The sequence below is a fragment of the Polaromonas sp. CT11-55 genome, assembly GCF_047303325.1.
GTDB lineage: Bacteria > Pseudomonadota > Gammaproteobacteria > Burkholderiales > Burkholderiaceae_C > Polaromonas.
Genome location: NZ_JBKBEX010000001.1, coordinates 230,421 through 256,737, shown reverse-complemented (window position 1 = coordinate 256,737; position 26,317 = coordinate 230,421). Strand labels below are relative to the sequence as shown.

25 protein-coding genes are annotated in these 26,317 nt (G+C 66.3%); 13 read left to right on the top strand and 12 right to left on the bottom strand.

Annotated features, from left to right (window positions below):
* Positions 1 to 8: 8 nt before the first annotated feature.
* From ACEN8I_RS01280 to ACEN8I_RS01270, 3 genes are read right to left on the bottom strand one after another with little or no spacing between them, the layout of a single operon-like run.
* Entirely contained in the window at positions 9 to 632 is a 624-nt protein-coding gene (locus ACEN8I_RS01280; protein ID WP_413325459.1) for an ABC transporter permease, read from the bottom strand.
* Positions 629 to 2,149, bottom strand: coding sequence for an HAL/PAL/TAL family ammonia-lyase (locus tag ACEN8I_RS01275; RefSeq protein ID WP_413325457.1), 1,521 nt, complete (start codon positions 2,147 to 2,149; stop codon positions 629 to 631). The genes ACEN8I_RS01280 and ACEN8I_RS01275 overlap by 4 nt, the downstream gene beginning before the upstream one ends.
* A 60-nt stretch (positions 2,150 to 2,209) precedes the next feature.
* Positions 2,210 to 3,091: a glycine betaine ABC transporter substrate-binding protein gene (locus tag ACEN8I_RS01270; protein WP_413325455.1), complete on the bottom strand. Its 882-nt coding sequence runs from the start codon at positions 3,089 to 3,091 to the stop codon at positions 2,210 to 2,212.
* A 323-nt stretch (positions 3,092 to 3,414) separates the two neighbouring features.
* Here ACEN8I_RS01270 and ACEN8I_RS01265 point away from each other — a divergent pair, with 323 nt between their 5' ends.
* Positions 3,415 to 4,377, top strand: a complete 963-nt coding sequence (locus ACEN8I_RS01265; RefSeq protein ID WP_413325675.1) for a YeiH family protein — start codon at positions 3,415 to 3,417, stop codon at positions 4,375 to 4,377.
* A gap of 9 nt (positions 4,378 to 4,386) precedes the next feature.
* Here the strand turns inward: ACEN8I_RS01265 and ACEN8I_RS01260 are convergent, their stop codons facing one another.
* Genes ACEN8I_RS01260 through hutU form a run of 8 tightly spaced genes read right to left on the bottom strand, consistent with a single transcriptional unit; the run spans position 4,387 to position 13,118 of the window.
* Positions 4,387 to 5,193 (bottom strand): ABC transporter ATP-binding protein, encoded by an 807-nt coding sequence (locus ACEN8I_RS01260; RefSeq protein ID WP_413325453.1) that lies wholly within the window; start codon positions 5,191 to 5,193, stop codon positions 4,387 to 4,389.
* On the bottom strand, positions 5,190 to 5,969 hold the full coding sequence (locus ACEN8I_RS01255) for an ABC transporter permease (protein WP_413325451.1): 780 nt from the start codon (positions 5,967 to 5,969) through the stop codon (positions 5,190 to 5,192). Before ACEN8I_RS01255 ends, ACEN8I_RS01260 begins: the two co-directional genes overlap by 4 nt.
* A gap of 12 nt (positions 5,970 to 5,981) precedes the next feature.
* Positions 5,982 to 6,935 (bottom strand): ABC transporter substrate-binding protein, encoded by a 954-nt coding sequence (locus ACEN8I_RS01250; RefSeq protein WP_413325449.1) that lies wholly within the window; start codon positions 6,933 to 6,935, stop codon positions 5,982 to 5,984.
* Positions 6,936 to 6,988: 53 nt separating this feature from the next.
* Positions 6,989 to 8,533, bottom strand: a complete 1,545-nt coding sequence (gene hutH / locus ACEN8I_RS01245; protein ID WP_413325447.1) for a histidine ammonia-lyase — start codon at positions 8,531 to 8,533, stop codon at positions 6,989 to 6,991.
* 37 nt (positions 8,534 to 8,570) lie between these two features.
* Positions 8,571 to 9,542: a Bug family tripartite tricarboxylate transporter substrate binding protein gene (locus tag ACEN8I_RS01240; RefSeq protein WP_413325445.1), complete on the bottom strand. Its 972-nt coding sequence runs from the start codon at positions 9,540 to 9,542 to the stop codon at positions 8,571 to 8,573.
* Positions 9,542 to 10,381, bottom strand: a complete 840-nt coding sequence (locus ACEN8I_RS01235; RefSeq protein ID WP_413325443.1) for a phosphate/phosphite/phosphonate ABC transporter substrate-binding protein — start codon at positions 10,379 to 10,381, stop codon at positions 9,542 to 9,544. The genes ACEN8I_RS01240 and ACEN8I_RS01235 overlap by 1 nt, the downstream gene beginning before the upstream one ends.
* 10 nt (positions 10,382 to 10,391) lie before the next feature.
* Positions 10,392 to 11,405, bottom strand: a complete 1,014-nt coding sequence (locus ACEN8I_RS01230) for an ornithine cyclodeaminase family protein (RefSeq protein WP_413325441.1) — start codon at positions 11,403 to 11,405, stop codon at positions 10,392 to 10,394.
* 6 nt (positions 11,406 to 11,411) lie between these two features.
* A complete protein-coding gene (gene hutU, locus ACEN8I_RS01225) occupies positions 11,412 to 13,118 on the bottom strand; it encodes a urocanate hydratase (RefSeq protein ID WP_413325439.1) in 1,707 nt (568 codons plus the stop codon).
* Between the two features lie 197 nt (positions 13,119 to 13,315).
* On the opposite strand from hutU, the gene hutC reads away from it, so the two are divergent.
* The 12 genes from hutC to ACEN8I_RS01165 all read left to right on the top strand — a co-directional run bounded on the left by hutC (position 13,316) and on the right by ACEN8I_RS01165 (position 24,347).
* Positions 13,316 to 14,026 carry a histidine utilization repressor gene (hutC, locus tag ACEN8I_RS01220; RefSeq protein ID WP_413325437.1) on the top strand — a complete coding sequence of 237 codons (711 nt, stop codon included), beginning with the start codon at positions 13,316 to 13,318 and terminating at the stop codon, positions 14,024 to 14,026.
* A complete protein-coding gene (locus ACEN8I_RS01215) occupies positions 14,023 to 14,583 on the top strand; it encodes a HutD family protein (protein WP_413325435.1) in 561 nt (186 codons plus the stop codon). The genes hutC and ACEN8I_RS01215 overlap by 4 nt, the downstream gene beginning before the upstream one ends.
* Positions 14,580 to 15,794 (top strand): imidazolonepropionase, encoded by a 1,215-nt coding sequence (hutI, locus tag ACEN8I_RS01210; protein WP_413325432.1) that lies wholly within the window; start codon positions 14,580 to 14,582, stop codon positions 15,792 to 15,794. Before ACEN8I_RS01215 ends, hutI begins: the two co-directional genes overlap by 4 nt.
* 186 nt (positions 15,795 to 15,980) lie before the next feature.
* A complete protein-coding gene (locus tag ACEN8I_RS01205) occupies positions 15,981 to 16,706 on the top strand; it encodes an IclR family transcriptional regulator (RefSeq protein ID WP_413325429.1) in 726 nt (241 codons plus the stop codon).
* 59 nt (positions 16,707 to 16,765) lie between these two features.
* The gene (locus ACEN8I_RS01200; protein ID WP_413325426.1) at positions 16,766 to 17,521 is read left to right on the top strand and encodes a transporter substrate-binding domain-containing protein; all 756 of its coding nucleotides are present in this window, start codon (positions 16,766 to 16,768) and stop codon (positions 17,519 to 17,521) included.
* A gap of 17 nt (positions 17,522 to 17,538) precedes the next feature.
* The gene (locus ACEN8I_RS01195) at positions 17,539 to 18,207 is read left to right on the top strand and encodes an amino acid ABC transporter permease (protein WP_074576377.1); all 669 of its coding nucleotides are present in this window, start codon (positions 17,539 to 17,541) and stop codon (positions 18,205 to 18,207) included.
* Complete coding sequence (locus ACEN8I_RS01190; RefSeq protein WP_413325424.1) at positions 18,204 to 18,998, top strand: amino acid ABC transporter ATP-binding protein; 795 nt, start codon at positions 18,204 to 18,206, stop codon at positions 18,996 to 18,998. Before ACEN8I_RS01195 ends, ACEN8I_RS01190 begins: the two co-directional genes overlap by 4 nt.
* 51 nt (positions 18,999 to 19,049) lie before the next feature.
* Positions 19,050 to 19,871 carry an N-formylglutamate deformylase gene (hutG, locus tag ACEN8I_RS01185; RefSeq protein ID WP_413325422.1) on the top strand — a complete coding sequence of 274 codons (822 nt, stop codon included), beginning with the start codon at positions 19,050 to 19,052 and terminating at the stop codon, positions 19,869 to 19,871.
* A 6-nt stretch (positions 19,872 to 19,877) separates the two neighbouring features.
* Positions 19,878 to 21,266, top strand: a complete 1,389-nt coding sequence (locus ACEN8I_RS01180) for a formimidoylglutamate deiminase (protein ID WP_413325420.1) — start codon at positions 19,878 to 19,880, stop codon at positions 21,264 to 21,266.
* A 124-nt stretch (positions 21,267 to 21,390) separates the two neighbouring features.
* Positions 21,391 to 22,284, top strand: a complete 894-nt coding sequence (locus tag ACEN8I_RS01175) for a LysR substrate-binding domain-containing protein (RefSeq protein WP_413325418.1) — start codon at positions 21,391 to 21,393, stop codon at positions 22,282 to 22,284.
* Positions 22,285 to 22,371: 87 nt separating this feature from the next.
* Complete coding sequence (locus ACEN8I_RS01170; protein WP_413325416.1) at positions 22,372 to 23,397, top strand: Bug family tripartite tricarboxylate transporter substrate binding protein; 1,026 nt, start codon at positions 22,372 to 22,374, stop codon at positions 23,395 to 23,397.
* Positions 23,397 to 24,347, top strand: a complete 951-nt coding sequence (locus tag ACEN8I_RS01165; RefSeq protein WP_413325413.1) for a succinylglutamate desuccinylase/aspartoacylase family protein — start codon at positions 23,397 to 23,399, stop codon at positions 24,345 to 24,347. Before ACEN8I_RS01170 ends, ACEN8I_RS01165 begins: the two co-directional genes overlap by 1 nt.
* 27 nt (positions 24,348 to 24,374) lie before the next feature.
* Here ACEN8I_RS01165 and ACEN8I_RS01160 read toward each other — a convergent pair whose 3' ends face one another.
* Positions 24,375 to 26,312 carry a CHASE2 domain-containing protein gene (locus ACEN8I_RS01160; RefSeq protein ID WP_413325411.1) on the bottom strand — a complete coding sequence of 646 codons (1,938 nt, stop codon included), beginning with the start codon at positions 26,310 to 26,312 and terminating at the stop codon, positions 24,375 to 24,377.
* Between the last annotated feature and the right edge of the window lie 5 nt (positions 26,313 to 26,317).

The window sequence follows — 26,317 nt, the reverse complement described above, 5'->3', positions numbered from 1 at the left end:
CTTGGTGTTCAGGCTGCGCGCCGGTTTTTGAGCCGCCGCTCAAGCATGGCCAGGCTCAGGTCAACGATGACGGAGAGCAGGCAGACCGTCAACGCGCCGGTCCAGATCTTGGCCGGGTGGTCGCTCGCGATGCCGTTGAAGATCAGCGTACCCAGCCCGCCCGCGTTCACGTACGCGGCCACCACCGTCACGCTGATCACGGTCACGGCCGAGACGCGCAGGCCGGCCACGATCAGCGGCAGGGCCAGCGGCAGCTCTATGCGCCGCATGATCTGCGCCTTGTTCATGCCCATGCCGCGCGCCGCGTCGATGATGTCGACCGGCACCTCGCGTATGCCGGTGGCCACGCTGCGGATCAGGATCATCAGCGAGAAGGCCACCATGGTGATGATGGCGTTGGCGCGGCCGAGGCCCACCACGGGAATCAGGAAGGCCAGGAAAGCCAGCGTCGGAATCGTGTACAGAAAACCTGAGACCGTCATCACCGTGCCGTAGAGCTTTTCACGCCGAGCGGCCACGATGCCGATCACCAGCGAAATGGCAAAAGCGATGGCCAGGGCCGTCAGCGAGATCGCGACGTGCTCCCATAGCGAGTGCAGCACGTCGGGCCAGTTGCGCAGAAACCAGTTCATGCGCCCGCTGCCTTGGCGCTTTCGGGGCCGAACACGCCTGCGGCGACGGCGCTCCGAATGCGGTCTATGTCCGGGCCCAGCGGGCGGTCTTCGTCCAGCATGGGAACCAGCTTGCGGACCTGCTCAAAGGTGCGCCGTGTGCCTTCGCCCATCTGGGCGGGCTTGAGTTCGCGCAGGTCCACCGCCTGGGCCGCGACCAGCAGTTCGATGGCGATCAGGTAGTGCAGGCGCTCCACCAGCTCACCGAGTTTTTCCGCCACGCCCAGCGCCATGCAGGCATGGTCTTCCAGCGCTTCGGACACCGGCAGGTAATCAAGCGAGCCCGGGTTGGCGCGCAGCCGCACCTCGGCCCAGAGCGCGGTCAGGGTTTTTTGCACTGTCGCAAAGCCCGAATGGGACGGGCCGTGGCGCGTGAGCTGCAGCGGCAGGCCGGTCAGCGCCGGTGACATGAAACGCTGGCTGCGCGAGACCGACATGCTGGCCGCCTGCGCCAGAGCGATCGCCGAGGCGTCCAACGCCAGTGCCAGCGCCGGCACGTGGAAGTTGCCGTTGGACAGCATCACACCCTGTTCGGTGAGCACCAGGGGGCTGTCAGCCGCGCTGTTGAGTTCGATCTCCACCTGCGCGCAGGCCGCGTCCACCATGTCGCGCGCGGCACCATGCACCTGCGGTACCACGCGCATGGACACCGGGTCCTGCACGCGGCGCGCGGCATCCGGCTCCAGCAGCGCACTGCCCTTTAGCAGCTCGCGCAACTGGCGCGCCACCTCGACCTGGCCGGCGGCGGGGCGAGCCGCCACGGCTCCGGGGTGCAGCGGCGACAGGTTGGCCCTGAAACCTTCATACCCGAGCGCCACGGTAGCCAGCCAGGCGTCCAGCGCCACCTGGGCGTCATGCAGTACGAGCGCGGCGCGTGCCGTGGTCGCCGCGTTGGAGCTGATCAGCGCCAGGCCGTCCTTGGCGCCGAGGGTCACGGGCTGCAGGCCCGCGCGTTCCAGCGCGGCGGCGCCGTCCAGGATTTCACCGCGAACCTCGGCCTGGCCTTCGCCGAACAGCGGCAAGGCCAGGTGCGAAAGCTGGGGCAGGTCGGCCACGCCTATGGAGCCGAAGCGCGGCACCACCGGATGCACCTGGAAATTCAGCAAGTTGATGCATGCATCCAGCACCGCCGGCGAGATACCCGAGCCGCCGCGCGAGAGGCCGGCGATGCGCGCGAACTGCATCGCGCGCACGGAAGTCTTGTCATAGGCCGGTCCCACGGCCACGGCCCGGGCGCGCACGGCGCGGCGCTGGTAGTCCTCGAGGTCGCCTTCGGCCAGCACGGCACCGGTATTGGCGCCCAGCGCGGAATTGAGGCCGTAAATCGCCTGGCCCGAGCTAGCCAGGCGCATCACCAGTTCGCGCGCCGCGACGACACGTTCGCGCGCCTGGGGCGCCAGCGACACGGGCTCGCCGCTGCGCGCCACGCGCACCAGGTCGGCAATACCCAGCCATTGTTCCCCGACCGTTACTGTCATGGCGTGCAAGCTTTCACGGTGATGCGGGGAAATGGTGCGGGCGTGTGGGAGCCGGCAGGCTTACTTGACCAGTCCCTTGGATTTCAGGAAGTCGCGCGCCACGTCCTTGGGTTCGAGTTTCTCGCCGTCGACCTGGTAATTCATCTGGGCCATGGAGGATTCGTCGAGCAGGGCGCTCACGCGGTTCAACACTTCGCCTATCTTGGGGTTGGCGTCCAGCACTTCCTTGCGGATCACCGGCACGACGAAGTAGGGCGGCCACAGGCTCTTGTCGTCGCGCAGGCGCTTGAGTTTCATCGCGCTGATCATGCCGTCCGTGGAGTAGCCGTTGACGACCTGGATCTGGTCGTTCTTGAGCGCCTGGTAGCGCAGGCCGATGGCCATCTGAAGGTCTTCACCGAAGACCATGTCGTATTTGGCCTTCAGGCCCGGCAGGCCGTCCTTGCGGTCGCGGAACTCGGGGCCGGCGCCGACCTTCAGGTCCTTGGCGGCCTTGGCCAGGTCGGACAGGGTTTCAAGCTTGAGTTTTTGCGCGGTGTCGGCGCGCACCACCATCACATAGCCGTTGTTCAGGTTGGACTGGTTCAGCACCACGAAGCCCATCTTGGCATAGGCGTCCTTGACCTTGTCGTACACGGCCTTGGCGTCCGTCATGGGCTCCTGCTTGAGCACGGCCAGCAGCATGGTGCCGGTGTATTCAGGGTAGAAGTCGATCTGCTTTTCTTCCATCGCCTTCTGGGCGATCAGCGTGCCGCCCAGGTTGAGTTTTTTCTCGGTCTTGATGCCCGCGGCGTCCAGCGCCTGTGCATAGATTTCGGCCAGCACGAACTGCTCGGTAAAGTTCTTTGAGCCGACGCGCACCGCCTGCTGGGCGTGGGAGGCGAGCGGCGCGAAGGCGGCCATCGCGAACGCGGACAAGGCCAAAAGTTTGCTGATCTTCATGGAGGTCTCCGGATAGGTTGCGGCGAACTGAAACAAGGAATCTTCTGGCCTGTTGCATGCACATCCCGTGCCTGAAAAGCACGCCATTCTGGTGCCATTAGCACCTCAACTTGTATATACAACCTAATAATAGTAGCATATGGAAATAGTGCGTGCAAGACGGAAAATCACCCGGTGATAGCCGTTTCCCGCATAAGCCAGACAACAGCCGGAAGCCCTGCCACCGGCATTTTTTTGCCCCATTCCCGGTCTCAGCCCCGGCTCCATCCCCAGTGTCCTTTCTTCCTTCCGTCTCCCTTCTGAAAGCCAGCGTGCCTGGCGCCATGGTGTGTGTGGTCATCGCGCTGGCGGCGACCTTTCTGTCCGAGCATTACGGTGGGCCCCAGCTGCTGTATGCCTTGCTGATAGGCCTGGCCTTCCACTTTCTCAACAGCAACCCCAAGGTCAAGACCGGTGTGGATTTTTGCGGCCGCACCCTGCTGCGCGTCGGCGTGGCCCTGCTGGGCGCGCGCATCACGCTGACGCAGGTGGCCAAGCTGGGCGTGGAAACGGCGTTGGTGATCGTGGCGGCGGTGGCGCTGACCATCGCCTTCGGCCTGCTGCTGGCGAAATGGCTGAAGCGCCCGCGTGAGCAGGGCGTGCTCTCGGGCGGCGCCGTCGCCATCTGCGGCGCCTCCGCCGCGCTGGCGATTTCTTCAGTGCTGCCGCAGACCAAGGAGAACGAGCGCTTCACCCTGCTGGCCGTGGTCGGCGTCACGGTGCTCTCCACCCTGAGCATGATTCTGTACCCCTTTGCCTTGAAGCTCATAGGCCTGGCGCCCGCGCAGGGCGGCATCTTCCTGGGGGGCACCATCCACGACGTGGCGCAGGTGGTGGCGGCCGGCATGATGCTGGGCCCCGAGGTCGGCGACACGGCCACCGTGGTCAAGCTGTTTCGCGTGATGCTGCTGATGCCCATCGTGCTGCTGATCGCCATCAGCTACCGCAAGCACCCCGACGCCAAGGCGGTGGACGAGGAAGTGCCGCTGGTTCCCGGCTTCCTGCTGGCTTTTATCGTGCTGGTGCTGCTGGCCACCATAGGCGCTTTCACGCCGGCCATGACGCGGGCCGCCAGCGACACCTCGCGCTGGCTGCTGGTCACTGCCATCGCGGCGGCCGGCATCAAGACCAGTTTTGAAGACCTCATGAAGCTGGGCTGGCAGCCCGTGGCCATGCTGGTTGGCGAGACGATTTTTATCGCCGCGCTGGTACTGGGCGCGGTAATGGCGTTGCGGCTCGGGCTCTAAAAACTCGCCTCAGGCGGCCGGCGCCTGCAGGCCCGCCGCACGGTGCACTTCGACGCGGATTTCTTCGGTGAGCCGTGCCTTGAGTTCGGTGAACACCGGCGTGGTCTTGACCGAGTAGTGGCGCGGATGCGCCAGCGGCACGGCGACGTCGCACTTGATGCGGCCGGGCCGCGCGCTCATCACCACCACGCGGCTGCCCATGAAGATGGCTTCGTCGATGTCATGCGTCACAAACAGCACGGTTTTCTGTTCGGCCTCCCAGATGCCCTGCAGCAGCTCCTGCATCAGCTCGCGTGTCTGGTGGTCCAGCGCGCCAAAGGGCTCATCCATCAGCAGGATGCGCGGGTTGTTGGCCAGGGCCCGCGCCAGCGCGGTCCGCTGCTGCATGCCGCCCGAGAGCTGCTTGGGGAAATGGTTCTCAAAACCCTGTAGGCCCACCTTCTTGATGAACTGGTGCGCGATGTCGAGTTGCGCGTCCAGCGCCATGCCTTTTTCACGCAGGCCGAAGCAGACGTTTTGCAAAATGCTGAGCCAGGGAAACAGCGTATAGCTCTGGAACACCATGCCACGGTCTGCGCCCGGTCCGGTGATGGGTTTGCCGTCCAGCACAATGCTGCCGCTGGTCGGCGTGTCCAGCCCCGCCACCATGCGCAGCAGGGTGGACTTGCCGCAGCCCGAGGGGCCGAGGATGGTGATGAAGTCGTTCTCGGCGACGCTCAGGTCCGTTGCTTGCAACGCCACGGTACCCGGGCCCTTGCTGGCCGCGAAGGTTTTCGACAGCTGGGTGACGGTCAGTATCGGTGTGGAAGAAGTCATCGGCCTAGCTGTGCCCACGGAAAGAGTTTGCGATTGAGCGCTTTAAATGCCAGGTCGGTCACCAGGCCGAAGACACCGATCACGATGATGCCGAAGATGATCTGGTCGGTCGCCAGCAGTGCCTGGCTGTCGGTGATCATGTGGCCTATGCCGCTGGACGCGCCAATCAGCTCCGCGACGATCACATAGGTCCAGGCCCAGCCCAGCACCATGCGCAGGGTCTCGGCGATCTCGGGCGCGGCGCTGGGCAGCAGCACGCGCACCACGATGCCGCGGTCGGCCGCACCCAGGGTATAGGCCGCCTCCACCAGGTCGCGCCGCGTATTGCCCACGCTGACGGCAATCATCAGCACCAACTGGAAAAAGGAGCCGATAAAAATCACCGACAGCTTTTGCGCCTCGCCAATGCCGGCCCAGAGGATCAGCAAGGGAATGAAGGCCGATGCCGGCAGGTAGCGCGCAAAACTCACAAAGGGCTCAAAAAAAGCCTCGACCGGTTTGTAGGCGCCCATCATCACGCCCAGCGGCACGGCCAGCAAGGCGGCAATCGCAAAGCCGCCCAGCACCCGCCAGACCGTCATGCCGATGTCCTTGATGAAACCCTGGTTCACCAGCAGCTCGTAGCCCGATCTCACCATGGTGATGGGGTCGGCCAGGAAGGTCTTGGAGACATAGCCGCCCAGTGTGAAGACGGCCCACACGGCAAAAAACAGAACGAAAAAACTCACACCCAGCGCGATGCGCGCGCCGGGGGATACGGGTTGCAGGGGCCGCATGCGTTCGCGTGCTTATTTCAGGAATCGCGTATCGGCCAGCTTGCCCATGTCAGGCAGCGACTTGATGATGCCCGCTTCCATCAGCAGCTCGGCGGCTTCCTTGCTGAAGGCGGCGTGCTCGGCGGCAAAGAACTTCTGGTTGGCCGCACGGTCCTGCCAGCGCAGGTATTTGGACGAGGCCTCGAAGGCTTCGCCGCTTTGCTTCACGTCGGCGCCCATGATCTCGAAGCTTTTCTTGGGCTCTTTCTGGATCATCTCGACGGCGTCGAAGTAGCTGTCGGCCAGGGCCTTGGCGGCCTTGGGGTTTTCGCTCAGGAACTTGGGTGTGCAGCCGAAGGTGTCCATCACCATGGGGTAGTCCAGCGTGGTGGCGAGTATCTTGCCGGCTTCGGGCTTGGCGCGCACCGCGCCCAGGTAGGGCTCATAGGTCATTGCGGCGTCTATGCCGTCGGTGCCCGCGATCATGGCGTTGGCCGCGGCCTGCGGTTCGAGGTTGACGACCTTCACGTCCTTGGTGCTCATGCCGTTTTTCTTGAGCATCCAGGCCAGGGCGAAGTAGGGCGAGGTGCCGGGCGCGCTGGCGGCCACGGTCTTTCCCTTGAGGTCGCTGATCTTGGCGATGGCGGGTTTCACCACCATGCCGTCGGCGCCGTAGCTTTTGTCGAGCTGGAAGATCTGCGTGGTGGCCACACCGTTGGCATTCCACACCACCCAGGTTTCCACCGTGGTCGCGGCGCACTGCACGTCACCCGAGGCAATCGCGAGGTGGCGGTCCTTTTGCGGAATCTTCTTGATGGACACATCCAGCCCGTTCTTCTTGAAGATGCCGGCTTCCTTGGCCAGGGTCAGCGGGGCAAAACCCGTCCAGCCCGAGATGCCGATGGCGACCTTGGTCTCTTGTGCGTGTGCGCTGCCCATGGCCAGGGCCGCGGCGGCAAGCAGGGAAAGTGCGAGTTGTTGCTTCATGAAAGGGCTCCTCTGTTGGATGGCGAGTTAGGTATGGCTAATGTATGCAGGCTTCATGCCAGCCGCAAGGCGGTTAACTCGGTGATTTGCGCCTCTCCGGCCAGGCCTATGCGCCCGCCCGCCACCAATTGGTGCACGCTTTCGATGTCGGGTGCCAGGCTGCGGTCATGCATCATGGCCGGCGAGACCTGGCGCACCAGTTGCAGCACGCCTTCAAGAACGGCGGAGCTTTTCAGCGGTCGCAAAAACTCAATGCCCTGCGCCGCGGCCAGCAGTTCGATGGCCACGATGTATTCGGTGTTGCGCAGCATGGGCTGCAGCCGGCGCGCCGCGAAGGTGGCCATGCTCACATGGTCCTCCTGGTTGGCCGAGGTGGGCAGGCTGTCCACGCTGGCCGGGTGCGCCAGCGATTTGTTTTCAGACGCCAGCGCGGCGGCCGTTACATGCACGATCATGAAGCCCGAATTCAGGCCGGGCTCGGGCGTCAGGAACGCTGGCAGGCGCGAGGCCACGGTGTCCACCAGCATGGCGATGCGACGCTCGGTGATGGCGCCTATCTCGGCGATGGCCACGGCCAGCGCATCGCAGGCGAGCGCCACAGGTTCCGCGTGGAAATTGCCGCCCGAGAGCAGTGTCTCGTCATCGGCAAACACCAGCGGGTTGTCGGTCACCGCATTGGCTTCACGCATCAGCACCTCGGTGGCGTAACGCATCTGGTCCAGGCAGGCGCCCATCACTTGCGGCTGGCAGCGCAGGCAATACGGGTCCTGCACGCGGTCGTCGCCTTCGAGGTGTGAGCGGCGGATTTCGCTGCCCACCATGATGGCGCGGTAAGCGGCGGCGCAGGCGATCTGGCCCGGCTGGCCGCGCACCGCGTGGATGCGCGGATCGAAAGGGCCGTCGCTGCCGCGCGCGGCGTCCAGGGTGACGGCGCCTGAAATCACGGCGGCCTCAAACAAACGGTCGGTGGCGAGCAGCGCGTCCAGCGCGAGCGCGGTCGAGACCTGCGTGCCGTTGATCAGTGCCAGGCCTTCCTTGGCCGAGAGCTTGACCGGTGTGATGGCGGCTTGCTTGAGCGCATCGGCGGCAGCCATGCGCTTGCCCTTGTAGAAGACCTCGCCTTCGCCAATCAGCGGCAGGCACAGATGGGCCAGCGGCGCTAGGTCGCCGGAGGCGCCCACCGAACCCTGGCAAGGAATCACCGGCGTCAGGCCTTTGTTGTAGAGCGCCATCAGCGTGTCGATAACCACTTCGCGCACGCCCGAGAATCCGCGCGCCAGGCTGGCGGCCTTGAGCAACAGCACCAGGCGCACCACGCGCTCGGGCATGGGCTCACCCACGCCCACGGCATGGGAGCGCAGCAAGTTCAGTTGAAGCGTTTCAAGGTCGGCCTGCTCAATGCGTTTGTTGGCCAGCTTGCCGAAGCCGGTATTCACGCCGTAGACGGCATCGCCGCCGTGGGCAGCCTTTTGCACCAGCGCGGCGCTGGCACGTATGCCGGCCGCGGCGGCGGGGTCGATCGCCAGAGCCTGTGGTTGGGTGTGGATGTCGCGCAGCTGGGCCAGGGTCAGGCGGCCGGGTTGGATGGTGAGGGTCATGGTCTTGCGTAGGAAACAAAGAAATGGGAGCCTGGCTTTACTCGGGCTTGATGTTTTTCTGCCGTATCACCTCGGTCCAGCGCTGGGTGTCGGCCTGGATGGCGGCGGAAAGATCACTGGGCCTGCCGGTGGCGGGGTCCATACCCAGGGCGGCGAGCTTTTCCCTGAGCGCGGGCGTTGCGAAGAGCTTGCCGGTTTCCGCGTTGAGTTTGTCGATGACGCTGCGCGGCGTTCCGGCAGGCACCATGAGGGCATACCAGGACACGGCCTCAAAGCGAGGCAGGCCCTGTTCGGCAATCGTCGGTGTCTCTGGCATCAGAGGCGAGCGCTTGAGGCTGGCCACGCCCAAGGCGCGCAGCTTGCCGCTCTTGACGTGGGGCAAGACTGAAGACATCTGCGCGAACATCATCGTGACCTGGCCGCCCAGCAAATCATTGAGCGCCGGGCCCACGCCTTTGTAAGGCACATGCAGCAGCTGCACGCCGCTGTCCAACCCCAGCAACTCCCCGGCCAGGTGCGACTGGCTGCCCGCGCCCGGTGAGGCAAAGCTGATGCCGCCGGGCTTCTGCGCGGCCAGCGCGAGCAGTTCCTTGAGCGAGCGGGCCGGCACGGCGCTGTTCACCACCAGCACGTTCTCCACTGTGGCCAGCATGGTGACGGGCGCAAGGTCCGCGGCCTTGTAGGGCAGGTTGGGGTACAGCGCCGGGTTGGCCGCGATATTGCCCAGGGGCACGATGGCCAGGGTGTAGCCGTCGGGCGCGGTCTTGGCGGCCTGCTCCATGCCGATATTGCCGGCCGCGCCCACCTTGTTCTCGACCACAACCGGTTGGCCCATGGCGTCCGAGAGGCCTTGCGCCAGCACGCGGCCCAGCACGTCGACGGGGCCACCGGGCGGAAACGGCGCGATGACGTGCAGAGGTCTGGATGGGTAGGTCTGCGCCGTGGCGGCCAGGGAAGCAGCCGCGAGCAAAAACGCGAGCAGGGCCGATCGAACAGAAAAGCGTGTCATCAGATGTCATCCAGTGCGGGCGCGGGCCCGCCGTCCATGGCCGCGAGCGGCATATACCCCTCGGGATCGGGAAACGCAAAGCCCGCAAGCAGCAGGCGCTGCATCAAGGGTGCTACTTCGGCCGTCGTGGAGGTGTCCTGCAACGCAGCGCGCAGGCACTGCAGCGTTTCAGCCGGCAAGCCGGCCGTGGCCACCAGCGGCGGAATCGGCAGCGCCGCCGTGCTGGCAAGCGTGCGCACTTGCCCCGCAAAAGCCGGGTCGTGTGCCTTGAGCAGGTCGTGGTAATAGCTGTCCAGCGGGCCGGCATCGATGCGGCCCTCGGCCAGCGCCGTGATCACGCCGCGTGCATTGATGAGTTCGCCCACGGCTTTACGGTAAAGGCGGGAGCCTTTCGCCTGGCGGTAGGGCGCCAGGTGGTGGCGCAGCGCCACGCCGCCCGACATGGAGTCGGCCAGGGTGTAGCCGATCACGCCGCCGAAGGTGTCTTCGAGCTTGCGGTAGGGCGCGTCGGCCCGCACCACGATGTCCGTGAAGTACACCGGCTTGCTGCCATAGCGCGTCGGCGAGGGAAGCGGCGCGGCCACCAGCGTGGGCCGCTCGCCGCGCTGCGCAAACGGCAGGCCGCACATCATGGCCAGGCCCAGGTCATCGCGCGCCCACAGCACCGAGAGCGGCGCCGGAGCGTCGTAGTCAATCAGCTCCCAGGGCAGGCCCGCGCGCGCCAGCACCCAGGCCAGCAAGGCCTTCCAGTCGGCCTTGACCGCGGGTGTGGCCGAATACATGCGGGCATTGGCGACCAGCGCCCGCCCGGCATGCGAAGAATTGGCGGCGTGCACCATGCGACCCGTCTCAGCGGAAACGCAACTTCTGGCCCAGGCCCATGCGCTTGGCCTTTTCGAGCATGAAGGCACCCAGTGCGATGTCCGACAGCGAGAGACCCCGGTGCCAGAACAGATTGGTCTCGTCATCGCTTTCGCGCCCGGGCTTGAGGCCTGCGACGATCTGGCCGAGTTCGGCATGCAGCGTGGCCTCCGACAGCTTGCCGGCGTCCACATGGGCGCGCAGCGCACCCAGCGGACCGGCCTTGGCCTGGCCCCAGTCGTCCATCACCATCTTGTCCATGATGTCGGTCAGCGAAAGTTCGACGGCGCTCATGGTCCCGTAGGGAATCACGCAAGCGCCCTTCTTGATCCACTCGGTCTTGAGCATGGGCGTGGGTTTTTCCAGGCGCGAGGCCTCGACCACGATGTCGGCGCCGCGCACGCAGGACTCCCAGTCCTCGGTCACGGTGATTTTTTTGCCCAGGTCTTTTTCCAGTTTGGCGGCAAAGGCGTTGCGGCTTTCCGGCCGGCGCGAATGCACGCGGATCTCGTCGAAGTTGTAGATCGAGTTGAGCAAACGCACGTTCCAGTAGGAAGTGCCGCGTGCGCCTATGTGGCCCAGGATTTTCGAGTTCTTGCGCGCCAGGTGCTTGGCGCCCAGCGCGGTGATGGCGCCGGTGCGCATGTCGGTGATGTCCGAGGCGTCGATGATGGCGATCGGCGAGCCGTTCTTGGGGTCGAACAGGTTGAGCACGGCCAGTTCCGAAGGCAGGCCGATTTCATAATTCTTGTAGAAGTCGCCCACCACCTTCACGCCGGCCAGGCCCAGCGGGCGTATATAGCCGCGCAACACGTTGAAGTGGCCGGGGTAGTCTTTCTCCGGCACCAGGTGCATGCGCGGCTCTATGGTCGTCTGCTTGTTGCCTTGCGCATGCAGGGCCTGCTCGACGGCGGCGATGATCTCGGCATCGGTCAGGGCCAGGGCCTGGACGTCGGGATGATTCAAATAGGTGAGATGGATCTCGGCGGTGCTGTCGGACATATCGGTTCAACTTCCCATCATGGGCAGGTTCAGCCCGTTGTCTTTGGCGCTTTGTTTGGCGATGTCGTAGCCGGCATCGGCATGGCGCATCACGCCGGTCGCCGGGTCGTTGAACAGCACGCGGCCCAGTTTTTCCGAGGCTTCGGCCGTGCCGTCGCAGACGATGACGACGCCCGAGTGTTGCGAGTAGCCCATGCCGACGCCGCCGCCATGGTGCAGGCTGACCCAGGTCGCGCCGCTGGCGGTGTTGAGCAAGGCATTGAGCAGCGGCCAGTCGCTCACCGCATCGCTGCCGTCCTTCATGGCTTCGGTCTCGCGGTTCGGCGAAGCGACGGAGCCGCTGTCCAGGTGGTCGCGGCCGATGACGATGGGGCCCTTGAGTTCGCCGTTCTTGACCATCTCGTTGAAGGCCAGGCCCGCGATGTGGCGCTCACCCAGGCCTATCCAGCAGATGCGCGCCGGCAGGCCCTGGAAGGCGATGCGCTCCTCGGCCATGTCCAGCCAGCGGTGCAGGTGCTTGTTGTTCGGGAAGAGCTCTTTCATCTTCGCGTCGGTCTTCTTGATGTCTTCCGGGTCGCCCGAAAGCGCCACCCAGCGGAAGGGGCCGACGCCGCGGCAGAACAGCGGGCGGATATAGGCCGGTACAAAACCGGGGTAGTCGAAGGCGTTGTCCACGCCGAAGTCTTTCGCGACCTGGCGCAGGTTGTTGCCGTAGTCCACCGTGGGAATGCCCATCTCGTGGAAGACCAGCATGGCCTTGACGTGGACCACGCAGGACTCACCGGCCGCCTTCGTCAGCGCCGCATGCTGCGCCGGGTCTTTTTGCGCGGCCTTCCATTGCGCGACCGTCCAGCCAGCCGGCAGGTAGCCGTTGATGATGTCGTGGGCCGAGGTCTGGTCGGTCACGATGTCGGGGCGTATGCCGCCGGCCTTGGCGCGCTTGGCCAGTTCGGGAACGATCTCGGCCGCATTGCCGCACAGCGCGATGGAGACCGCCTCCTTGCGCGCGGTGTGGTGCTTGATCATCTCCAGCGCTTCGTCAAGATCCTTGGCCTGCTTGTCGACGTAGCGCGTGCGCAGGCGGAAGTCGATACTGGACTGCTGGCATTCGATGTTGAGCGAACAGGCGCCGGCAAAGGTGGCGGCCAGCGGCTGCGCGCCGCCCATGCCGCCCAGGCCGGCGGTCAGCACCCAGCGGCCCGCGAGGTCGCCGTTGTAGTGCTGGCGGCCAGCTTCCACAAAGGTTTCATAGGTGCCCTGCACGATGCCCTGGGTGCCTATGTAGATCCAGCTGCCGGCCGTCATCTGGCCGTACATCATGAGGCCGGCACGGTCCAGCTCGTTGAAGTGTTCCCAGGTCGCCCACTTGGGCACCAGGTTGGAGTTGGCGATGAGCACGCGCGGCGCGCCCGGGTGGGTGCGGAACACGCCCACCGGCTTGCCCGACTGCACCAGCAGGGTTTCGTCGGCCTTGAGCTTGCGCAGCGAGTCGAGGATGGCGTCAAAGGCCGGCCAGTTGCGCGCGGCCTTGCCGATGCCGCCGTAGACCACGAGTTCGTCGGGGTTTTCGGCGACTTCCGGATCCAGGTTGTTCTGGATCATGCGGTAGGCCGCCTCGATCTGCCAGTTGGCGCAGCTCAGCGTGCTGCCGCGGGGCGCCCGAACGGGGCGGGCCTTGCTGTCGAGAAACGGGGTTTGGGAAAGGTCGGACATGGGGCTGCTCCGGAAATAAAAACAAAAAATTCGGACGTGTTCAAAAAATAGCGGGACGGGCGACTGGTATAAATCGTAGTTGTCTATACAACTTGTGTCAACTGGCGTAAGCTACGGTTTGTGCGCGCAAGGCCTGCCCGGCGGCTTTTTGCGTGACAATGTTTTTTTCTTACATCCGCGAACAACTGCGCTGAACCATGGCCACCACACCCCTGCCCGCCTACGGCCAAGTCAAGGCATTCATCAAAAAACGCATCAGCGCCGGCACCTGGAAGCCCGGCGACCCGGTGCCCAGCGAAGCCGTGCTGATGGAGCAGTTCGGCGTGAGCCGGATGACGGTGAACCGCGCGCTGCGCGAGCTCATGGGCGAAGGCCTGGTCACGCGCATCCAGGGATCCGGCACTTTTGTTGCTGAGCTGCACCGTATTTCCTCCACGCTTACCATTCGTGACATCCACGAGGAAGTGGCGGAGCGCGGCCATGTGCACACCTCGCGCGTGCTGCTGGCCGAGTCCGAAAAAGCCAGCGCCGACCTGGCGCGCACCCTGGGCCTCAGGCCGGGCGCGCGGGTGTTCCACACCATCCTGATCCACCTTGAAAACGGCGTGCCCATCCAGTACGAAGACCGCTACGTCAATCCGGCCGCGGCGCCGCGCTACCTGGAAACCGATTTCAGCGAAACCTCGCCCACGCACCACCTGCTGGCCGAGGCCCCGCTGACCGAGGCCAGCTATTCGATAGAAGCCTGCCTGCCCTCCGCGCTGGAAGCCAAGCACCTCGAAATCAAGCAGGGCGAGGCCTGCCTGGCCATGATGCGCCGCACCGTGAGCGGCGCCAACATCGCCAGTGTGGCGCGCCTGGTCTACCCGGGCTCGCGCTACAGCTTTGCCGGGAAATTTCAAGCATGACCTGGAATATCGTCCGCCTGGCCGACATCCCTGCGACGCCCTGGCGCAACGGCGGCGGCGTGACGCGCGAACTCGCCATGTGGCCAGCTGCGGGCGACTGGGCCTGGCGCATGTCGGTGGCCGACGTCGACAAAAGCGGCCCCTTCTCGAGATTTGAAGGCATAGAGCGCTGGTTCGCGGTGCTCGAAGGCGCGGGCGTGCTGCTCGACGTGGCGGGTGTGCCGCACCGTGTGACGTCCTCCGATGCGCCCCTGTTCTTCGACGGCGGCGCGGCGACGGATTGCGAATTGATAGACGGCAAGACGCGCGATTTCAACCTCATGGTGCGGCGCGGCCCCAGGCCTTCGCGCATGCTGCGTGTTGAAGGGCGGTTTGCTGAAAGCCTGCATGCCGGCACCACCATCGCGGTCTATGCCCACAGCTCGACCGCCACCGTGCTGTTCGATGAAGAAACGCTGCAACTGCCCCCCGCCAGCCTGGCTTGGCGCACGGTGGCGGGCAGCGCCGCGGTGCGCGTCGCCGCAGAGCAAGCCCTCTGGATGGAGATTCCCGCATGAGCCTGCAACTCTGGACACATTGCAATGCCGCCACGCTGCAAGCCGGCGCAGCCCAGCCCTATGGCCTGGTGGAAGATGCCGCGTTGGTGGTGGACGGCGAAAACATTGCCTGGGTCGGCCCGCGCACCGACCTGCCGGCCGATTTGCTGGCGCGCTGCACCAAGCAGCATGACGCGGGCGGGGCGCTCATCACGCCGGGTCTTATCGATTGCCACACGCACCTGGTCTACGGCGGCGACCGCGCTTATGAATTCGAGCTGCGCCTGAACGGGGTAAGTTACGAAGAAATCGCCCGCGCCGGCGGCGGCATCGCCTCCACGGTCAAGGCCACGCGCGCCGCGAGCGCGCAGCAACTGCAGGCGCAAAGCGAAACCCGACTCAAGCAGCTGCTCGCCGAAGGCGTGACCACGCTGGAGATCAAGTCCGGCTACGGCCTGGCGCTTGAGCATGAGCGCAAGACGCTCACGGTCGCACGCGCGCTGGGGCGGGCCCATGCGGTGGACATACGCACTACCTTTCTGGGCGCGCATGCCGTTCCCGCCGAATTCGCCGGCCGCACCGACGCCTATGTAGCCACCGTGCTCGAGATGCTGCCGCTGCTGCATGCCGAGGGCCTGGTCGATGCGGTCGATGCCTTTTGCGAGCGCATCGCCTTCAGCACCGCGCAGACCGAGCGCGTCTTCGCCGCCGCCAAGGCCCTGAACATTCCGGTCAAGCTGCATGCCGAGCAGCTCAGCGACAGCGGCGGCGCGCAACTCGCGGCGCGTTACGGCGCGCTCAGCTGCGACCACCTTGAATGGCTGTCGCCCCAAGGCGCGCAGGCCATGGCGGCGGCCGGCACGGTGGCGGTGCTGCTGCCCGGCGCGTTCTATTTTTTGCGCGAAACCAAATTGCCGCCCGTGGCCCTGCTGCGCGAGCAGCGCGTACCCATGGCGATTTCCACCGACTGCAACCCGGGCAGCTCGCCCTGCACCTCCTTGCTGCTGATGCTCAACATGGCTTGTACGCTGTTTCGCCTCACGCCCGAAGAGGCGCTGGCCGGCGTCACGCGCCATGCGGCGGCGGCGCTGGGCCTGCACGACCGGGGCCAGCTGGCGGCCGGCAAGCGGGCCGACTTTGTGCTGTGGGGCGTGCAGCGGCCGGCCGAACTCAGTTATGCCCTGGGCGCCAACCCGCGCCTGCAGACTGTCTTCAAAGGCCGTTTGGTATGAGTGTTGCCGCACGCCGGTGCACCGCGCCGGCGTGTGAACAACCACGCGCCGGCGCCTGAGCTGTCGCGTCTGGGCGAGTGGCCACGGCGCCGAGCTCGCCTGCCGGACGCCAAAAAAGAAACAAGCATTCCCAGCCAATGAGAAATAGTGCTTTGCGCGTACAGGCAAGAACCGGATACTGACGCGATGTTGCCCGATGCCCCCGCCGTTTCCGCCGTCGACCGCGCGCTGGTGGTGCTGGCCACACTGGCGCAGCAGGGCCGGCCCTTGACGGCGGTGGAGCTGCTGGGCAGGACGGGCTTGAGCCAAAGCACGCTTTACCGCCAGCTCAATTCGCTCAAGCGCTGGGGCTTTGTGCTTGAAACGGACGGCCGTTATGCGCCCGGCCCCCTGAGCCTGCAACTGGCCCTGGGTTATGACATGGCCTCCCATCTGGTGCAGCAGGCGCGTCAGGAGATGCTGATGCTGGCACAGCAATCACAGGAAAGCGTCGGCCTGGTTGTCGCGGTCAACGGCCAGGCCGTTTGCATCGACATGGTTGAGAGCCGGCAGGCCTTGCGCTGCTCCTTCGAAAAAGGCCGCAGCGTGCCCCTGGAAAAAGGCGCTTCGGCGAAATGCCTGATGGCCCACATGCCGGCCGCGGCACTGAGCGCCGTGCTCGGCCCCGACCGCCAAAGCCCTGAATTGCTGGCTGAACTGGCCGGGATCCGCAAGGCCGGGTTTGCCGTCAGCGACAGCGAGGTGGATGCCGGCGTCTGGGGGGTGAGCGTGCCGCTGTTCGCCATGGGGCAGCAAGCCGTCGGCGCCCTGACCCTGATGGCGCCCAGCGTACGCATTGAAGGCAAACACCCGCCCCTGATCCAGATGGCGGTGGTGACCGCCGCCCGCATTTCCCGAAGCTTGAGCCGCTGACAGCCCGGCAGCCGAGTCCTTGAACCCTTGAATTGATTTAACCCCCTGGAGAAAACCCCATGAACTTTCGCCGCCAATTCCTTGCTTCCTGCTTTGCCGTCCTCGGACTGGCTACTCTCAGCGCGCACGCGCAGGACGTGCTTCGCGTCGGGACCGACGCCACCTTTCCGCCCATGGAGTTCGTCGAAGGCGGCAAGCGCACCGGCTTTGACATCGAACTGGTGGAAGCCGTCGCCAAGACCTTGAACAAGCGCGTCGAATGGATTGACATCGACTTCAAGGGCCTGATTCCCGGGCTGGTCTCCAAGCGCTTTGACATGGCGGTGTCGGCCATCTACATCACCGACGAGCGCAAAAAGGTCGTGGACTTCACCGACTCCTACTATGCGGGCGGCCTGGTGGCCATGGTGAAAGAGGGCAATACCGCCATCAAGACGCTGGCCGACCTGAACGGCAAGAAGGTGACCGTGCAGGTGGGCACCAAATCCGTCGGCTACCTGGCCTCCAATTACCCGCAGGTCCAGCTGGTGGAAGTCGAGAAAAACCAGGAGATGTTCAACCTGGTCGACATAGGCCGCGCCGACGCGGCCGTGACCGGCAAGCCGGCCGCCTTCCAGTATGTGCGCACCCGCGGCGGCCAGCGCGTGCTGGAGCAGCAGCTCACCACCGAAGAGTACGGCATGGCGCTGCGCAAGGACACGCCCGAGCTGACCAAGGCCGTCAACGGCGCCCTGGCCAAGCTCAAGGCCGACGGCACCTATGCCCAGATCGTGAAGAAGTGGTTCAGCAACACGACCACTGCCGCCGCTAAATAAGACCGGGAGCGCATCGGATGGAACTCGATTTCTCCCCGGCTTTCGCGGGTTGGCGCAGCCTTCTTTCGGGCGCGCTGGTGACCGTGGAAATCACCGCGGTGGCCCTGGTGCTCGGCTGCATCATGGGTTTGCTGGTGGGGATAGGGCGCCTCAATCCGGCCCGGCGCGTGGTCTACGCGCTGTGCACCGGCTATGTGGCGGCCATACGCGGCACGCCGCTGCTGGTGCAGCTCTTCATCCTGTTTTTCGGCTTGCCGCAGTTCGGCATCATGCTGCCGGCCTTTGTCTGCGGCGTGATCGGCCTGGGCATTTATTCCGGCGCCTATGTGTCGGAGATCGTGCGCGGCGCCATCCAGTCCATCGACAAGGGCCAGATGGAGGCCGCGCGGTCCATCGGCATGTCCTACGGCACGGCCATGCGCAACATCATCCTGCCGCAGGCGCTGGTGCGCATGATCCCGCCGCTGGGCAATGAATTCATCGCGCTGATCAAGAACTCCGCGCTGGTGTCGCTGCTGACCATCCATGAGCTGATGCATGAGGGGCAGAAAATCATCAGCGTTTCCTACCGTTCACTGGAGGTCTATCTCGTGATCGCCGTCATGTATTTTGTGTTGACCGGCTTGACGACGCTGGCGCTGCGCCGCATCGAACAGCGGCTGCGCGCCGGAGGCATGGTGCAATGAACACGCCGCAACCCGTCATCGGTACGACCGCCGCCGGCAAACCCATCGTCAACATCCGGGGGCTGCGCAAGTCCTTCGGCGAGCACGTGGTGCTGCACGGCATTGATTTTGACGTCCAGCCTTCGCAGGTGGTGGTGGTCATAGGCCCCAGCGGTTCCGGCAAGAGCACGTTTTTGCGCTGCTGCAACGGGCTGGAGAAACCCGACAGCGGCCGGGTCGAGATCTGCGGGCGCCTGCTGGCCGATGCCGGCCGCATGCTGGACGACCAGGCGCTGAACCATTTGCGCGAAGACGTCGGCATGGTGTTCCAGTCCTTCAACCTGTTTCCGCACCTGTCGGTCATCGACAACATCACCGTCGGCCCGCGCAAGGTGCGCGGCCTGTCCAGGCAGCAAACGGAGGCCGAAGCCCTGGCCCTGCTCGACAAGGTGGGGTTGGTGCAAAAGGCCCACGCCATGCCGGCCAGCCTCTCGGGCGGCCAGAAGCAGCGGGTGGCCATTGCCCGCGCGCTGGCCATGCAGCCCCAGCTGATGCTGTTTGACGAGCCCACTTCCGCGCTGGACCCCGAGCTGGTCGGCGAGGTGCTGCAGGTCATGAAGCTGCTGGCCGGCGAGGGCATGACCATGATGGTCGTGACCCATGAAATGGATTTCGCGCGCGAGGTCGCCGACGTCGTGGTGGTGATGGACGGCGGCGCCTTGATAGAAGCCGGGCCGCCCGATATCATTTTTACCAGGCCCACGCAGGCCCGCACGCGTGATTTCCTTCAGGCCGTGTTGTCCCGCAACTGATCGCGCCGACATCTTCCGGGCCCTCGCGCCCCACTTTTTTCAGGAAATCCCATGAGTGACTTCAGCGACGACAGCGAAGTTTTCAGCCTCCAGCGCGGCACGGTGCCGCTGCTGGTTAGCATGCCGCACATAGGCACCGAGATACCGGCCGCGCTGCAGGGTGGCTACACGCCCGAAGCACTCCAGGTCGAGGACACCGACTGGCACCTGCACCGCCTCTACAACTTCTTGCCCTTGCTGGGCGCCAGCGTCTTGCGGCCGCGCTACTCGCGCTACGTGATAGACCTGAACCGCCCGCCCGACGATGCGCCCATGTACCCGGGCGCTTCCAACACCGAGCTGTGCCCCACGCGCTTTTTCAGCGGCGCGCCGCTTTACCGGCCCGGCCGTGAGCCCGGCCCCGAAGAGCGCGCGCGGCGGCGCGAAGCCTACTGGCAGCCCTACCATTCGGCCCTGGCGGCCGAACTCGCGCGCCTGAAGGCGCAGCACGGCTTTGCCTTGCTGTGGGACGCACACAGCATACGTTCGCACATCCCCTGGCTGTTCGAAGGCAAGCTGCCCGACCTCAACATAGGAACGGCCGGCGGCGCGAGCGCGCATGAGGCCATCACCGCCGCGGTGGTGCAGGCCTGCGATGCCGCGCCTCACATCAGCACCGCCGTCAACGGCCGCTTCAAGGGCGGCTACATCACGCGCCACTACGGCCGGCCCGCCGAGGACGTGCATGCCGTGCAGCTGGAGATGTGCCAGAGCCTGTACATGCAGGAAGTGCCGCCCTACGCCTATGACGAGGCCCTGGCCTGGCATGTGCAGCCCCTGCTGAAAAACATGGTGCTTGGCGCGCTGCAGGCCGCCAACCATCTTTACGCCTGAGGGACCATGAACAGCGGCATCAAGACTTTTTTCGCGCCCCAGGCCTGGGTGCAAGGGGCATGGGCCAAGGACGTGCTGCTCACGGTGGCCGCCAATGGCAGCTGGCACAGCGTGCAGCCCGGCGCCACCGCCCAGCAACAAGCAGGCGCCGTGCAATTGCCCGGCCCGGTACTGCCCGGCCTGGTCAATGCGCACAGCCATGCTTTCCAGCGCGCCATGGCGGGCCTGACCGAGCGTCGCAGCGCGGGTGCCCATGCGTCCGACGATTTCTGGAGCTGGCGCGACCGCATGTACAGCGCGGCCAACCGCATCACGCCCGAGCAGCTCGAGGCGATTGCCGGCCAGCTCTATGCCGAGCTGCTGGCCGGCGGCTACACCGAGGTTTGCGACTTTCACTACCTGCACAACGACGTGGGCGGCGCGGCCTATGCCGACCCGGCCGAGATGTCGCTGGCCCTGGTGCGCGCGGCGCAGCGCACCGGCATAGGCCTGACCCTGCTGCCCACGCTGTACATGCGCTCTGGTTTCAAGGCCACGGGCCTGCGCGAGGACCAGCGCCGTTTCTCATCGACGCCTGAAAGCGTCATGCGCATCGTGGAAGGCATCCAGCGCCAGGCCCAAGGCGATGCACGCATCAACGTTGGCGTGGCCGTGCACTCGCTGCGCGCCGCGGCGCCCGCCGCCATCCAGGAACTCACGGCGGCGGCAAAGCAAGCCGGCTTGCCGGTGCACATCCACATTGCCGAGCAGACCCAGGAGGTCGAGGACTGCATTGCCCACACCGGCCAGCGCCCGATTGAATGGCTGCTGAACAATGCCGAGGTCGATGCCCGCTGGAACCTGGTGCACGCCACCCATGCCACGCCGGCCGAACTGCAGGGCGTGCAGGATAAGGGCGCGGCCATCGTGATCTGCCCGGCCACCGAGGCCAACCTCGGCGACGGCGTGTTCGACCTGCCGGCCTACGCGGCGGCGGGTGGCAAGTGGTCCATAGGCTCCGACAGCCACGTCACGCGCAGCTGGCCCGAAGAGCTGCGCCTGCTGGAATATTCCCAGCGCCTCACGCTGCGCCAGCGCAATATCGCCGCGCGTGTGCTGGATACCGAAAGCAGTGCCGCCGGCTTGTTCGAAGCTGCGCTTGCAGGGGGCTTGCCGGCCACCGGCCAGATGCAGGGCGGCCTCGCGCCCGGCCACCGCGCCGACTTCGTCACGCTGGACTTCGAATCCCCCGCGTTGCTGGGTGTGCCGGCCGGCCATCTGCTGGATGCGCTGGTCTTCTCCAGCCCGGGCGCGGCGTTTGGCGAGGTGTTTGTGGCGGGCGAGCGCATCGCCGCGCCCTCGCCTGAGCGCGCGCAAGCCTTTGCGCGTGCCATGCGAGAGTTGTGGGCGAGCTGAGCCAGCCGCCTGGCCTTCCGGATTGGCCGCATAAAACACGAAATCCATCAAGCTACGGCCAATCCCAGCGGCGGCGTCCTCCGCAGGCGATACCATCGCCCCATCTCCCCAACAAGGTGCTGCCATGGACCACAAATGGCTGGAAGACTTCATTGCCCTGGCACGCGAGCGCAGCTTTTCGCGCGCGGCCGAGTTGCGCCATGTGACGCAGCCGCAGTTCTCGCGCCGCGTGCGCGCGCTGGAACTCTGGGCCGGCGCCGACCTGGTCAATCGCGCCGTGGTGCCGCTGGCGCTCACGGCCGCCGGGGAAGAGCTGCTGCCCGTGGCGCGCCGCGCCGTGATGGGCCTCAATGATGTGCGCGCCCGCATACAGCATGCGCAGGGCGGCCTGGACTGGGTCACGCTGGCCACCGGCCGCACCTTGTCGCGCACCGCCGTGCCCGGCTGGCTGGCGCGCGTCAAGCGCGGCGCCGGCGAGTTCCGCCTGCGCATACTCACGGGCTCCATCCACGAAGGCGCGACCGCGCTGGAGCAGGGCGCGGCCGATTTCCTGCTGTCCTTCACACACCCGCGCCTGCCCATGCTGCTGGACGGCCAGGCCTTCGAGGGGCAGACCCTGGGCACCGATGAACTCGTGGCCGTGAGCGCGCCGCGCCCCGACGGCCGGGCGCTTCACGCCCTGCCCGGCAGCGCGCGCGAGCCGGCACGCTTGCTCGGCTATGCGCCCACGCTGGCGCTGAGCCAGATCCTGCAGGACGGGCTGGGCCGAGATGCGCGCGAACTCTTCCTGCACACGGTGACCGAGTCCGACTTCGCCGAATCCCTGCATGAGCAGGCCCTGCAGGGCGTGGGCCTGGCCTGGCTGCCGCGCGGCCTGGTGGGCGAGGACCTGCGCAGCGGCCGGCTGGTGGCCGCCGACCCGCAGGGGATTGCCGTGCGCTTCGAGATACGCCTGTACCGCAACCGCAGCCCGCGCAATGAGCTGGTGCAAAAAATCTGGACGGCCTCCAGCGCCTGAACAAACATACGCATGCGCCCATGCGTGATGCGCATGCGCCTGCCGGGCGTCGGTTCCTAGACTGCCTCCACCCACAAGGAGACAGCCATGACCACACATTCCCCCGTCCTTCAATTTCCCCTGGCCCGCGCTTTGCGCGGGACCGCGTCGGCTTTGCTGGCGTTGTTCGCCCTTTCGGCACTGCCCGCCGCGCAGGCCCAGACCTGGCCCTCGGCCAAACCGATCTCGCTGGTGGTGGGCTACCCCGCCGGCGGCAGCGTGGACCTGGTCGCACGCATCATCGCCGAGCCGCTGGGCAAACGCCTGGGCACGCCGGTTGTCGTCGAGAACGTGGGCGGCGCAGGCGGCACCATAGGCGCGCAGAAGGTCGTGAGCGCCAACCCCGACGGCTACACGCTGCTGCTGGGCTCGGGCAGCGAGGTGTCCATCGCCAGGCTCTACAACGCCGCCATCAAGTACAACGGCGAAACCGACCTGGCGCCGGTGGGGCTGATAGGCGTCACGCCCATGGTGTTTGTGACCAACACCCAGACCGGCGTCAAGACCATGGAAGAAGCCATCGCCAAGTCCAAACGCGAACGCAACCAGCTGAGTTTTGCCTCCTCGGGCATAGGCACGCCGCTGCACGTGTCGGGCGAGCTCATCAACCTGATGGCCGGCACCACCTTCCGCCACGTGCCCTACCGCGGCGCGGGCCAGCAGCTGCAGGACTTGCTGGGCGGCAACATCGAGTTCAGTGTGTCGGTGCTGTCTTCGGCGCTACCCCATATCGAATCCGGCAAGATGATTCCGCTGGGGGTCACCACGCCCACACGTTCGCGCGCCGCGCCGCAAATTCCCGCGCTGGCCGAGAACCCCAAACTCAAGGGCTATGACATGAACGTCTGGTTCGGCCTCTTCGGCCCCGCCAAGCTGCCCGCGCCCATGGTCGCGCGGTTGAACCGCGAACTCAACGAGATCCTGCGCGACGAAGCCGTCTGGCAAAAACTGCAGAAGGCCGGCATCTCCAACGAAGGCGGCACGCCCCAGGCACTCGCGGCCTTTGTGCGCGCCGAAACCCAGCGCGTGCGCGCGGTGGTCAACAAGGCTGTCAGCACTGGAGCGGCGAGCTGATGCCCGGTCACCACCCAGTCCATACCCTGGCGCCCAACCTGTCGCGCTGGTCGGCTTCGAATACCGGTGTCGACCATGTGCATGAGCGAAGCGGCGCGGCGCCCGGTCCCGAGATCCTGGTGACGGCCCTGGTGCACGGCAATGAATACTCGGGCGCCATCGCGCTGGCCGAACTGCTCGCCGCCGGTTGGGCGCCCGCGCGTGGGCGGGTCACGCTGGCGTTTTGCAATGTCGCCGCGTTTGAACGCTTCGATGCCGCACGGCCCGATGACTCGCGTTTTATCGACGAAGACTTCAACCGCGTCTGGGCCGCCGACGTGCTGGACGGCCCGCGCCGCAGCGCCGAGCTGGACCGCGCGCGCCAGCTCAGGCCCTTTGTGGACCGCGCCACGCACTTGCTGGACCTGCACTCCATGCACGAGCCCTGCGCGCCCTTGCTGGTTACCGGCACCCTGGCACGCAACATCGCCTTTGCCCAGGGCTTGCGCACTTCGGGGCAGGTGGTTGTCGACAGCGGCCATGCCGACGGCGTGCGCATGCGCGATTACGGTGAATTTTCTGACGCGCACGGCGGGCGCATCGCGCTGCTGCTCGAAGCCGGCCAGCACTGGGACCCGCGCGCAGTCAGCGCCGCGCGCGACACCTTGATGCGTTTCCTGGTGCAGGCCGGCGCATTGGCGCGCAGCGAGGCGCCCATGGGCTGGCTGCTGCCGGACCGGGAGCCACCCGCGCCCGTGGTCGTGACAGACCGCGTGGTCGCCGCGTCCATGGATTTCCGTTTCAGCGATAGCTACACCGGTGGCGAAGTCATCGCCAAGGCCGGCACGGTGATCGCGATCGACGCGGGCCGCGAAGTGACGACGCCTTATGACGGCTGTGTGCTGGTCATGCCCTCGCTGCGGCAATTGCGGCCGGGCGTCACCACGGTGCGGCTGGGGCGGCGGGCCTGAACCCGAAACGCCGGGGAGGGCTAAGGGCTACGCCAGTGGAAGGCGTATCCACAAGCGCGCCCCGGCAGGCACCAGTGCCTCATAACCCGCCTGGCCTCCGTGGCGCTCCGCCACGTTGTGCACAAAGTACAGGCCCAGGCCGGTGCCGTGGGCGGGTCGCTGCGTGGCCTTCTGCGTGCTGAAGCGTTCAAACAGATGGGGCAGCATTTCCGCGCTGACGCCGGGCCCCTGGTCGGCCACCGAGAGCTCGGCTTTTCCGCCTTGCAGGGTCAGCGTCAAGGTGATGGTGCCGCCGGCCGGCGAGAAGCGCAAGGCGTTGTGCAGCAGGTTGTCGAGTGCGCGCTCCAGCAGGTGGAAGTCGCCGCGTATCCATACCGGCTCGTCGGGGATGTGGCGCAGCAGGCGCACTGATTTCCCCTGGGCCGATTCATAGACCGCGTCGATGGCCTGGTGCGCGACGCTGCCCAGGTCGATCTCGCGCAGGTCTTTCTGTTCCAGGCTTTGCACGCGGGCCAGCGACAAAAACGACTGCGCGAGTTTGTGCGCGCGGCGCAGTTGCTGGAACAGCCGGTGCTGGTGGGTTTCGTCCAGCGTCCCGCCGCCCAGTTGCTGCACGGCAGCGGCCAGGGGCACGCGGATGTCGTGCGACAGGAAGGCCAAAGTCTCCTCGCGCTCTTTGTGCAGGTCGTGAAAGCGCTGCTGCGCCTGTTTCACGTAGTCAATGCGCTGCTCGAACCTGAGCCGGTAAAAAGGGCTGTCCGCAGGCGCGCCCGTCAGCTGCTGGAGCTGCCAGTCGAGGTAGCGCCTGGCGACTTCGAGGCGGCGCCAGCTCCACAAAGGGTAGGCCGCGATCGCGGCGACCAGGGCACCCGAGGGCGCGAACCAGATCCCGGACACCAGGGGCAGGGCCAGGGCCAGCCCGGCGAGCGCGGCCAACCATGCCGCGTTGGCCAGCAGGCCCGGCAGCGGCATGAAGCGCGTCCCCCACAGCAGCGGCACCAGCGCCAGCAAGGCGCTCAGCGCCAGCGTCCAGGCCCTTCCCAGCGGCACGATAAAACGCTCGTCACGCAGGTTCAGCAGCACGTTGGCCAGCACTTCCACGCCCGGCATGGCGGCGCCGTGGCTGGTGACCGGCGTGGACAGGATGTCGCCCATGCCGGCCGCCGTGGCGCCCACAAACACAATCTTGCCGCGCAGCGCCTGGGCCGGTTCGCCGGGGCGCATGAGCTCGGCCGCCGAGACGCTGGGGATGGTGCCGGGCGGCCCGGCAAAGCGCAGCAGCCGGGGTTCGTGCCGCACCAGCGTGGGCGCCTCGTCGGTGACAAGCCGCGCCGTATCCCCGGGCTGCGGCGGGGCCGTGCCGTCCGGTGGCTGCCAGCCGCTGATCTGCAGCGCGGTCTGCGCCAGCAGGGGCCAGCTGGCGCTGCCCACGCCTTCCCACAGGTCGACGCCGCGCGCCACGCCGTCCTCGTCCAGGCGCACGCTCACGCGCCCCAGGCCGGCTGCCGAGCGCGCCAGCAGCGGGATGGGCGGCGACTCCAGCAACTGGCCGCCCTGGCGGGCGCTTTCCATCACCACGGGCAGCGACACATTGCCGCAGGCGCGCAGAGCTTTGGCCAGGGCCTGGTTGCCGGCGGGGTCGTCGCCGACCTCGTTGAAGGCGATGTCCATCGCCACGGCTTTCGGCGAGGCCCGGCATATCTGCTGCAGCAGCTCGGCGTGGACGCGGCGCGGCCAGGGCCAGCGGCCCAGCTCCTGCAGGCTGGCCTGGTCGATGGCCACCATCACCACGCCGGTGGGCGCGGGCTGTGTGCCCAGGCGCTGCGACAGGTCGAACAGGAAATAGTCCATGCGCGCGAGCCAGCCGCTGGCGCTCACACCCACGGCCAGCGCGGCCAGCACCAGGCCCATGCCCAGGAATTCACGCAAACCGTGCGCGCTGCGGGGCGGGCGCTTGTCTTGCATGGCGC

Coding starts and splice junctions, on each gene's coding strand:
- ACEN8I_RS01235 (WP_413325443.1), bottom strand. CDS start 10,381: ATGGTGCACGCCGCCAATTCTTCGCATGCCGGGCGGGCGCTGGTCGCC.
- hutC (WP_413325437.1), top strand. CDS start 13,316: ATGGCCACCACACCCCTGCCCGCCTACGGCCAAGTCAAGGCATTCATC.
- hutG (WP_413325422.1), top strand. CDS start 19,050: ATGAGTGACTTCAGCGACGACAGCGAAGTTTTCAGCCTCCAGCGCGGC.
- ACEN8I_RS01180 (WP_413325420.1), top strand. CDS start 19,878: ATGAACAGCGGCATCAAGACTTTTTTCGCGCCCCAGGCCTGGGTGCAA.
- hutI (WP_413325432.1), top strand. CDS start 14,580: ATGAGCCTGCAACTCTGGACACATTGCAATGCCGCCACGCTGCAAGCC.
- ACEN8I_RS01175 (WP_413325418.1), top strand. CDS start 21,391: ATGGACCACAAATGGCTGGAAGACTTCATTGCCCTGGCACGCGAGCGC.
- ACEN8I_RS01205 (WP_413325429.1), top strand. CDS start 15,981: ATGTTGCCCGATGCCCCCGCCGTTTCCGCCGTCGACCGCGCGCTGGTG.
- ACEN8I_RS01170 (WP_413325416.1), top strand. CDS start 22,372: ATGACCACACATTCCCCCGTCCTTCAATTTCCCCTGGCCCGCGCTTTG.
- ACEN8I_RS01250 (WP_413325449.1), bottom strand. CDS start 6,935: ATGAAGCAACAACTCGCACTTTCCCTGCTTGCCGCCGCGGCCCTGGCC.
- ACEN8I_RS01230 (WP_413325441.1), bottom strand. CDS start 11,405: ATGTCCGACAGCACCGCCGAGATCCATCTCACCTATTTGAATCATCCC.
- ACEN8I_RS01255 (WP_413325451.1), bottom strand. CDS start 5,969: ATGCGGCCCCTGCAACCCGTATCCCCCGGCGCGCGCATCGCGCTGGGT.
- ACEN8I_RS01240 (WP_413325445.1), bottom strand. CDS start 9,542: ATGACACGCTTTTCTGTTCGATCGGCCCTGCTCGCGTTTTTGCTCGCG.
- ACEN8I_RS01275 (WP_413325457.1), bottom strand. CDS start 2,149: ATGACAGTAACGGTCGGGGAACAATGGCTGGGTATTGCCGACCTGGTG.
- ACEN8I_RS01165 (WP_413325413.1), top strand. CDS start 23,397: ATGCCCGGTCACCACCCAGTCCATACCCTGGCGCCCAACCTGTCGCGC.
- ACEN8I_RS01260 (WP_413325453.1), bottom strand. CDS start 5,193: ATGACTTCTTCCACACCGATACTGACCGTCACCCAGCTGTCGAAAACC.
- ACEN8I_RS01270 (WP_413325455.1), bottom strand. CDS start 3,091: ATGAAGATCAGCAAACTTTTGGCCTTGTCCGCGTTCGCGATGGCCGCC.
- hutH (WP_413325447.1), bottom strand. CDS start 8,533: ATGACCCTCACCATCCAACCCGGCCGCCTGACCCTGGCCCAGCTGCGC.
- ACEN8I_RS01280 (WP_413325459.1), bottom strand. CDS start 632: ATGAACTGGTTTCTGCGCAACTGGCCCGACGTGCTGCACTCGCTATGG.
- ACEN8I_RS01265 (WP_413325675.1), top strand. CDS start 3,415: ATGGTGTGTGTGGTCATCGCGCTGGCGGCGACCTTTCTGTCCGAGCAT.
- ACEN8I_RS01160 (WP_413325411.1), bottom strand. CDS start 26,312: ATGCAAGACAAGCGCCCGCCCCGCAGCGCGCACGGTTTGCGTGAATTC.
- ACEN8I_RS01215 (WP_413325435.1), top strand. CDS start 14,023: ATGACCTGGAATATCGTCCGCCTGGCCGACATCCCTGCGACGCCCTGG.
- ACEN8I_RS01190 (WP_413325424.1), top strand. CDS start 18,204: ATGAACACGCCGCAACCCGTCATCGGTACGACCGCCGCCGGCAAACCC.
- ACEN8I_RS01200 (WP_413325426.1), top strand. CDS start 16,766: ATGAACTTTCGCCGCCAATTCCTTGCTTCCTGCTTTGCCGTCCTCGGA.
- hutU (WP_413325439.1), bottom strand. CDS start 13,118: ATGTCCGACCTTTCCCAAACCCCGTTTCTCGACAGCAAGGCCCGCCCC.
- ACEN8I_RS01195 (WP_074576377.1), top strand. CDS start 17,539: ATGGAACTCGATTTCTCCCCGGCTTTCGCGGGTTGGCGCAGCCTTCTT.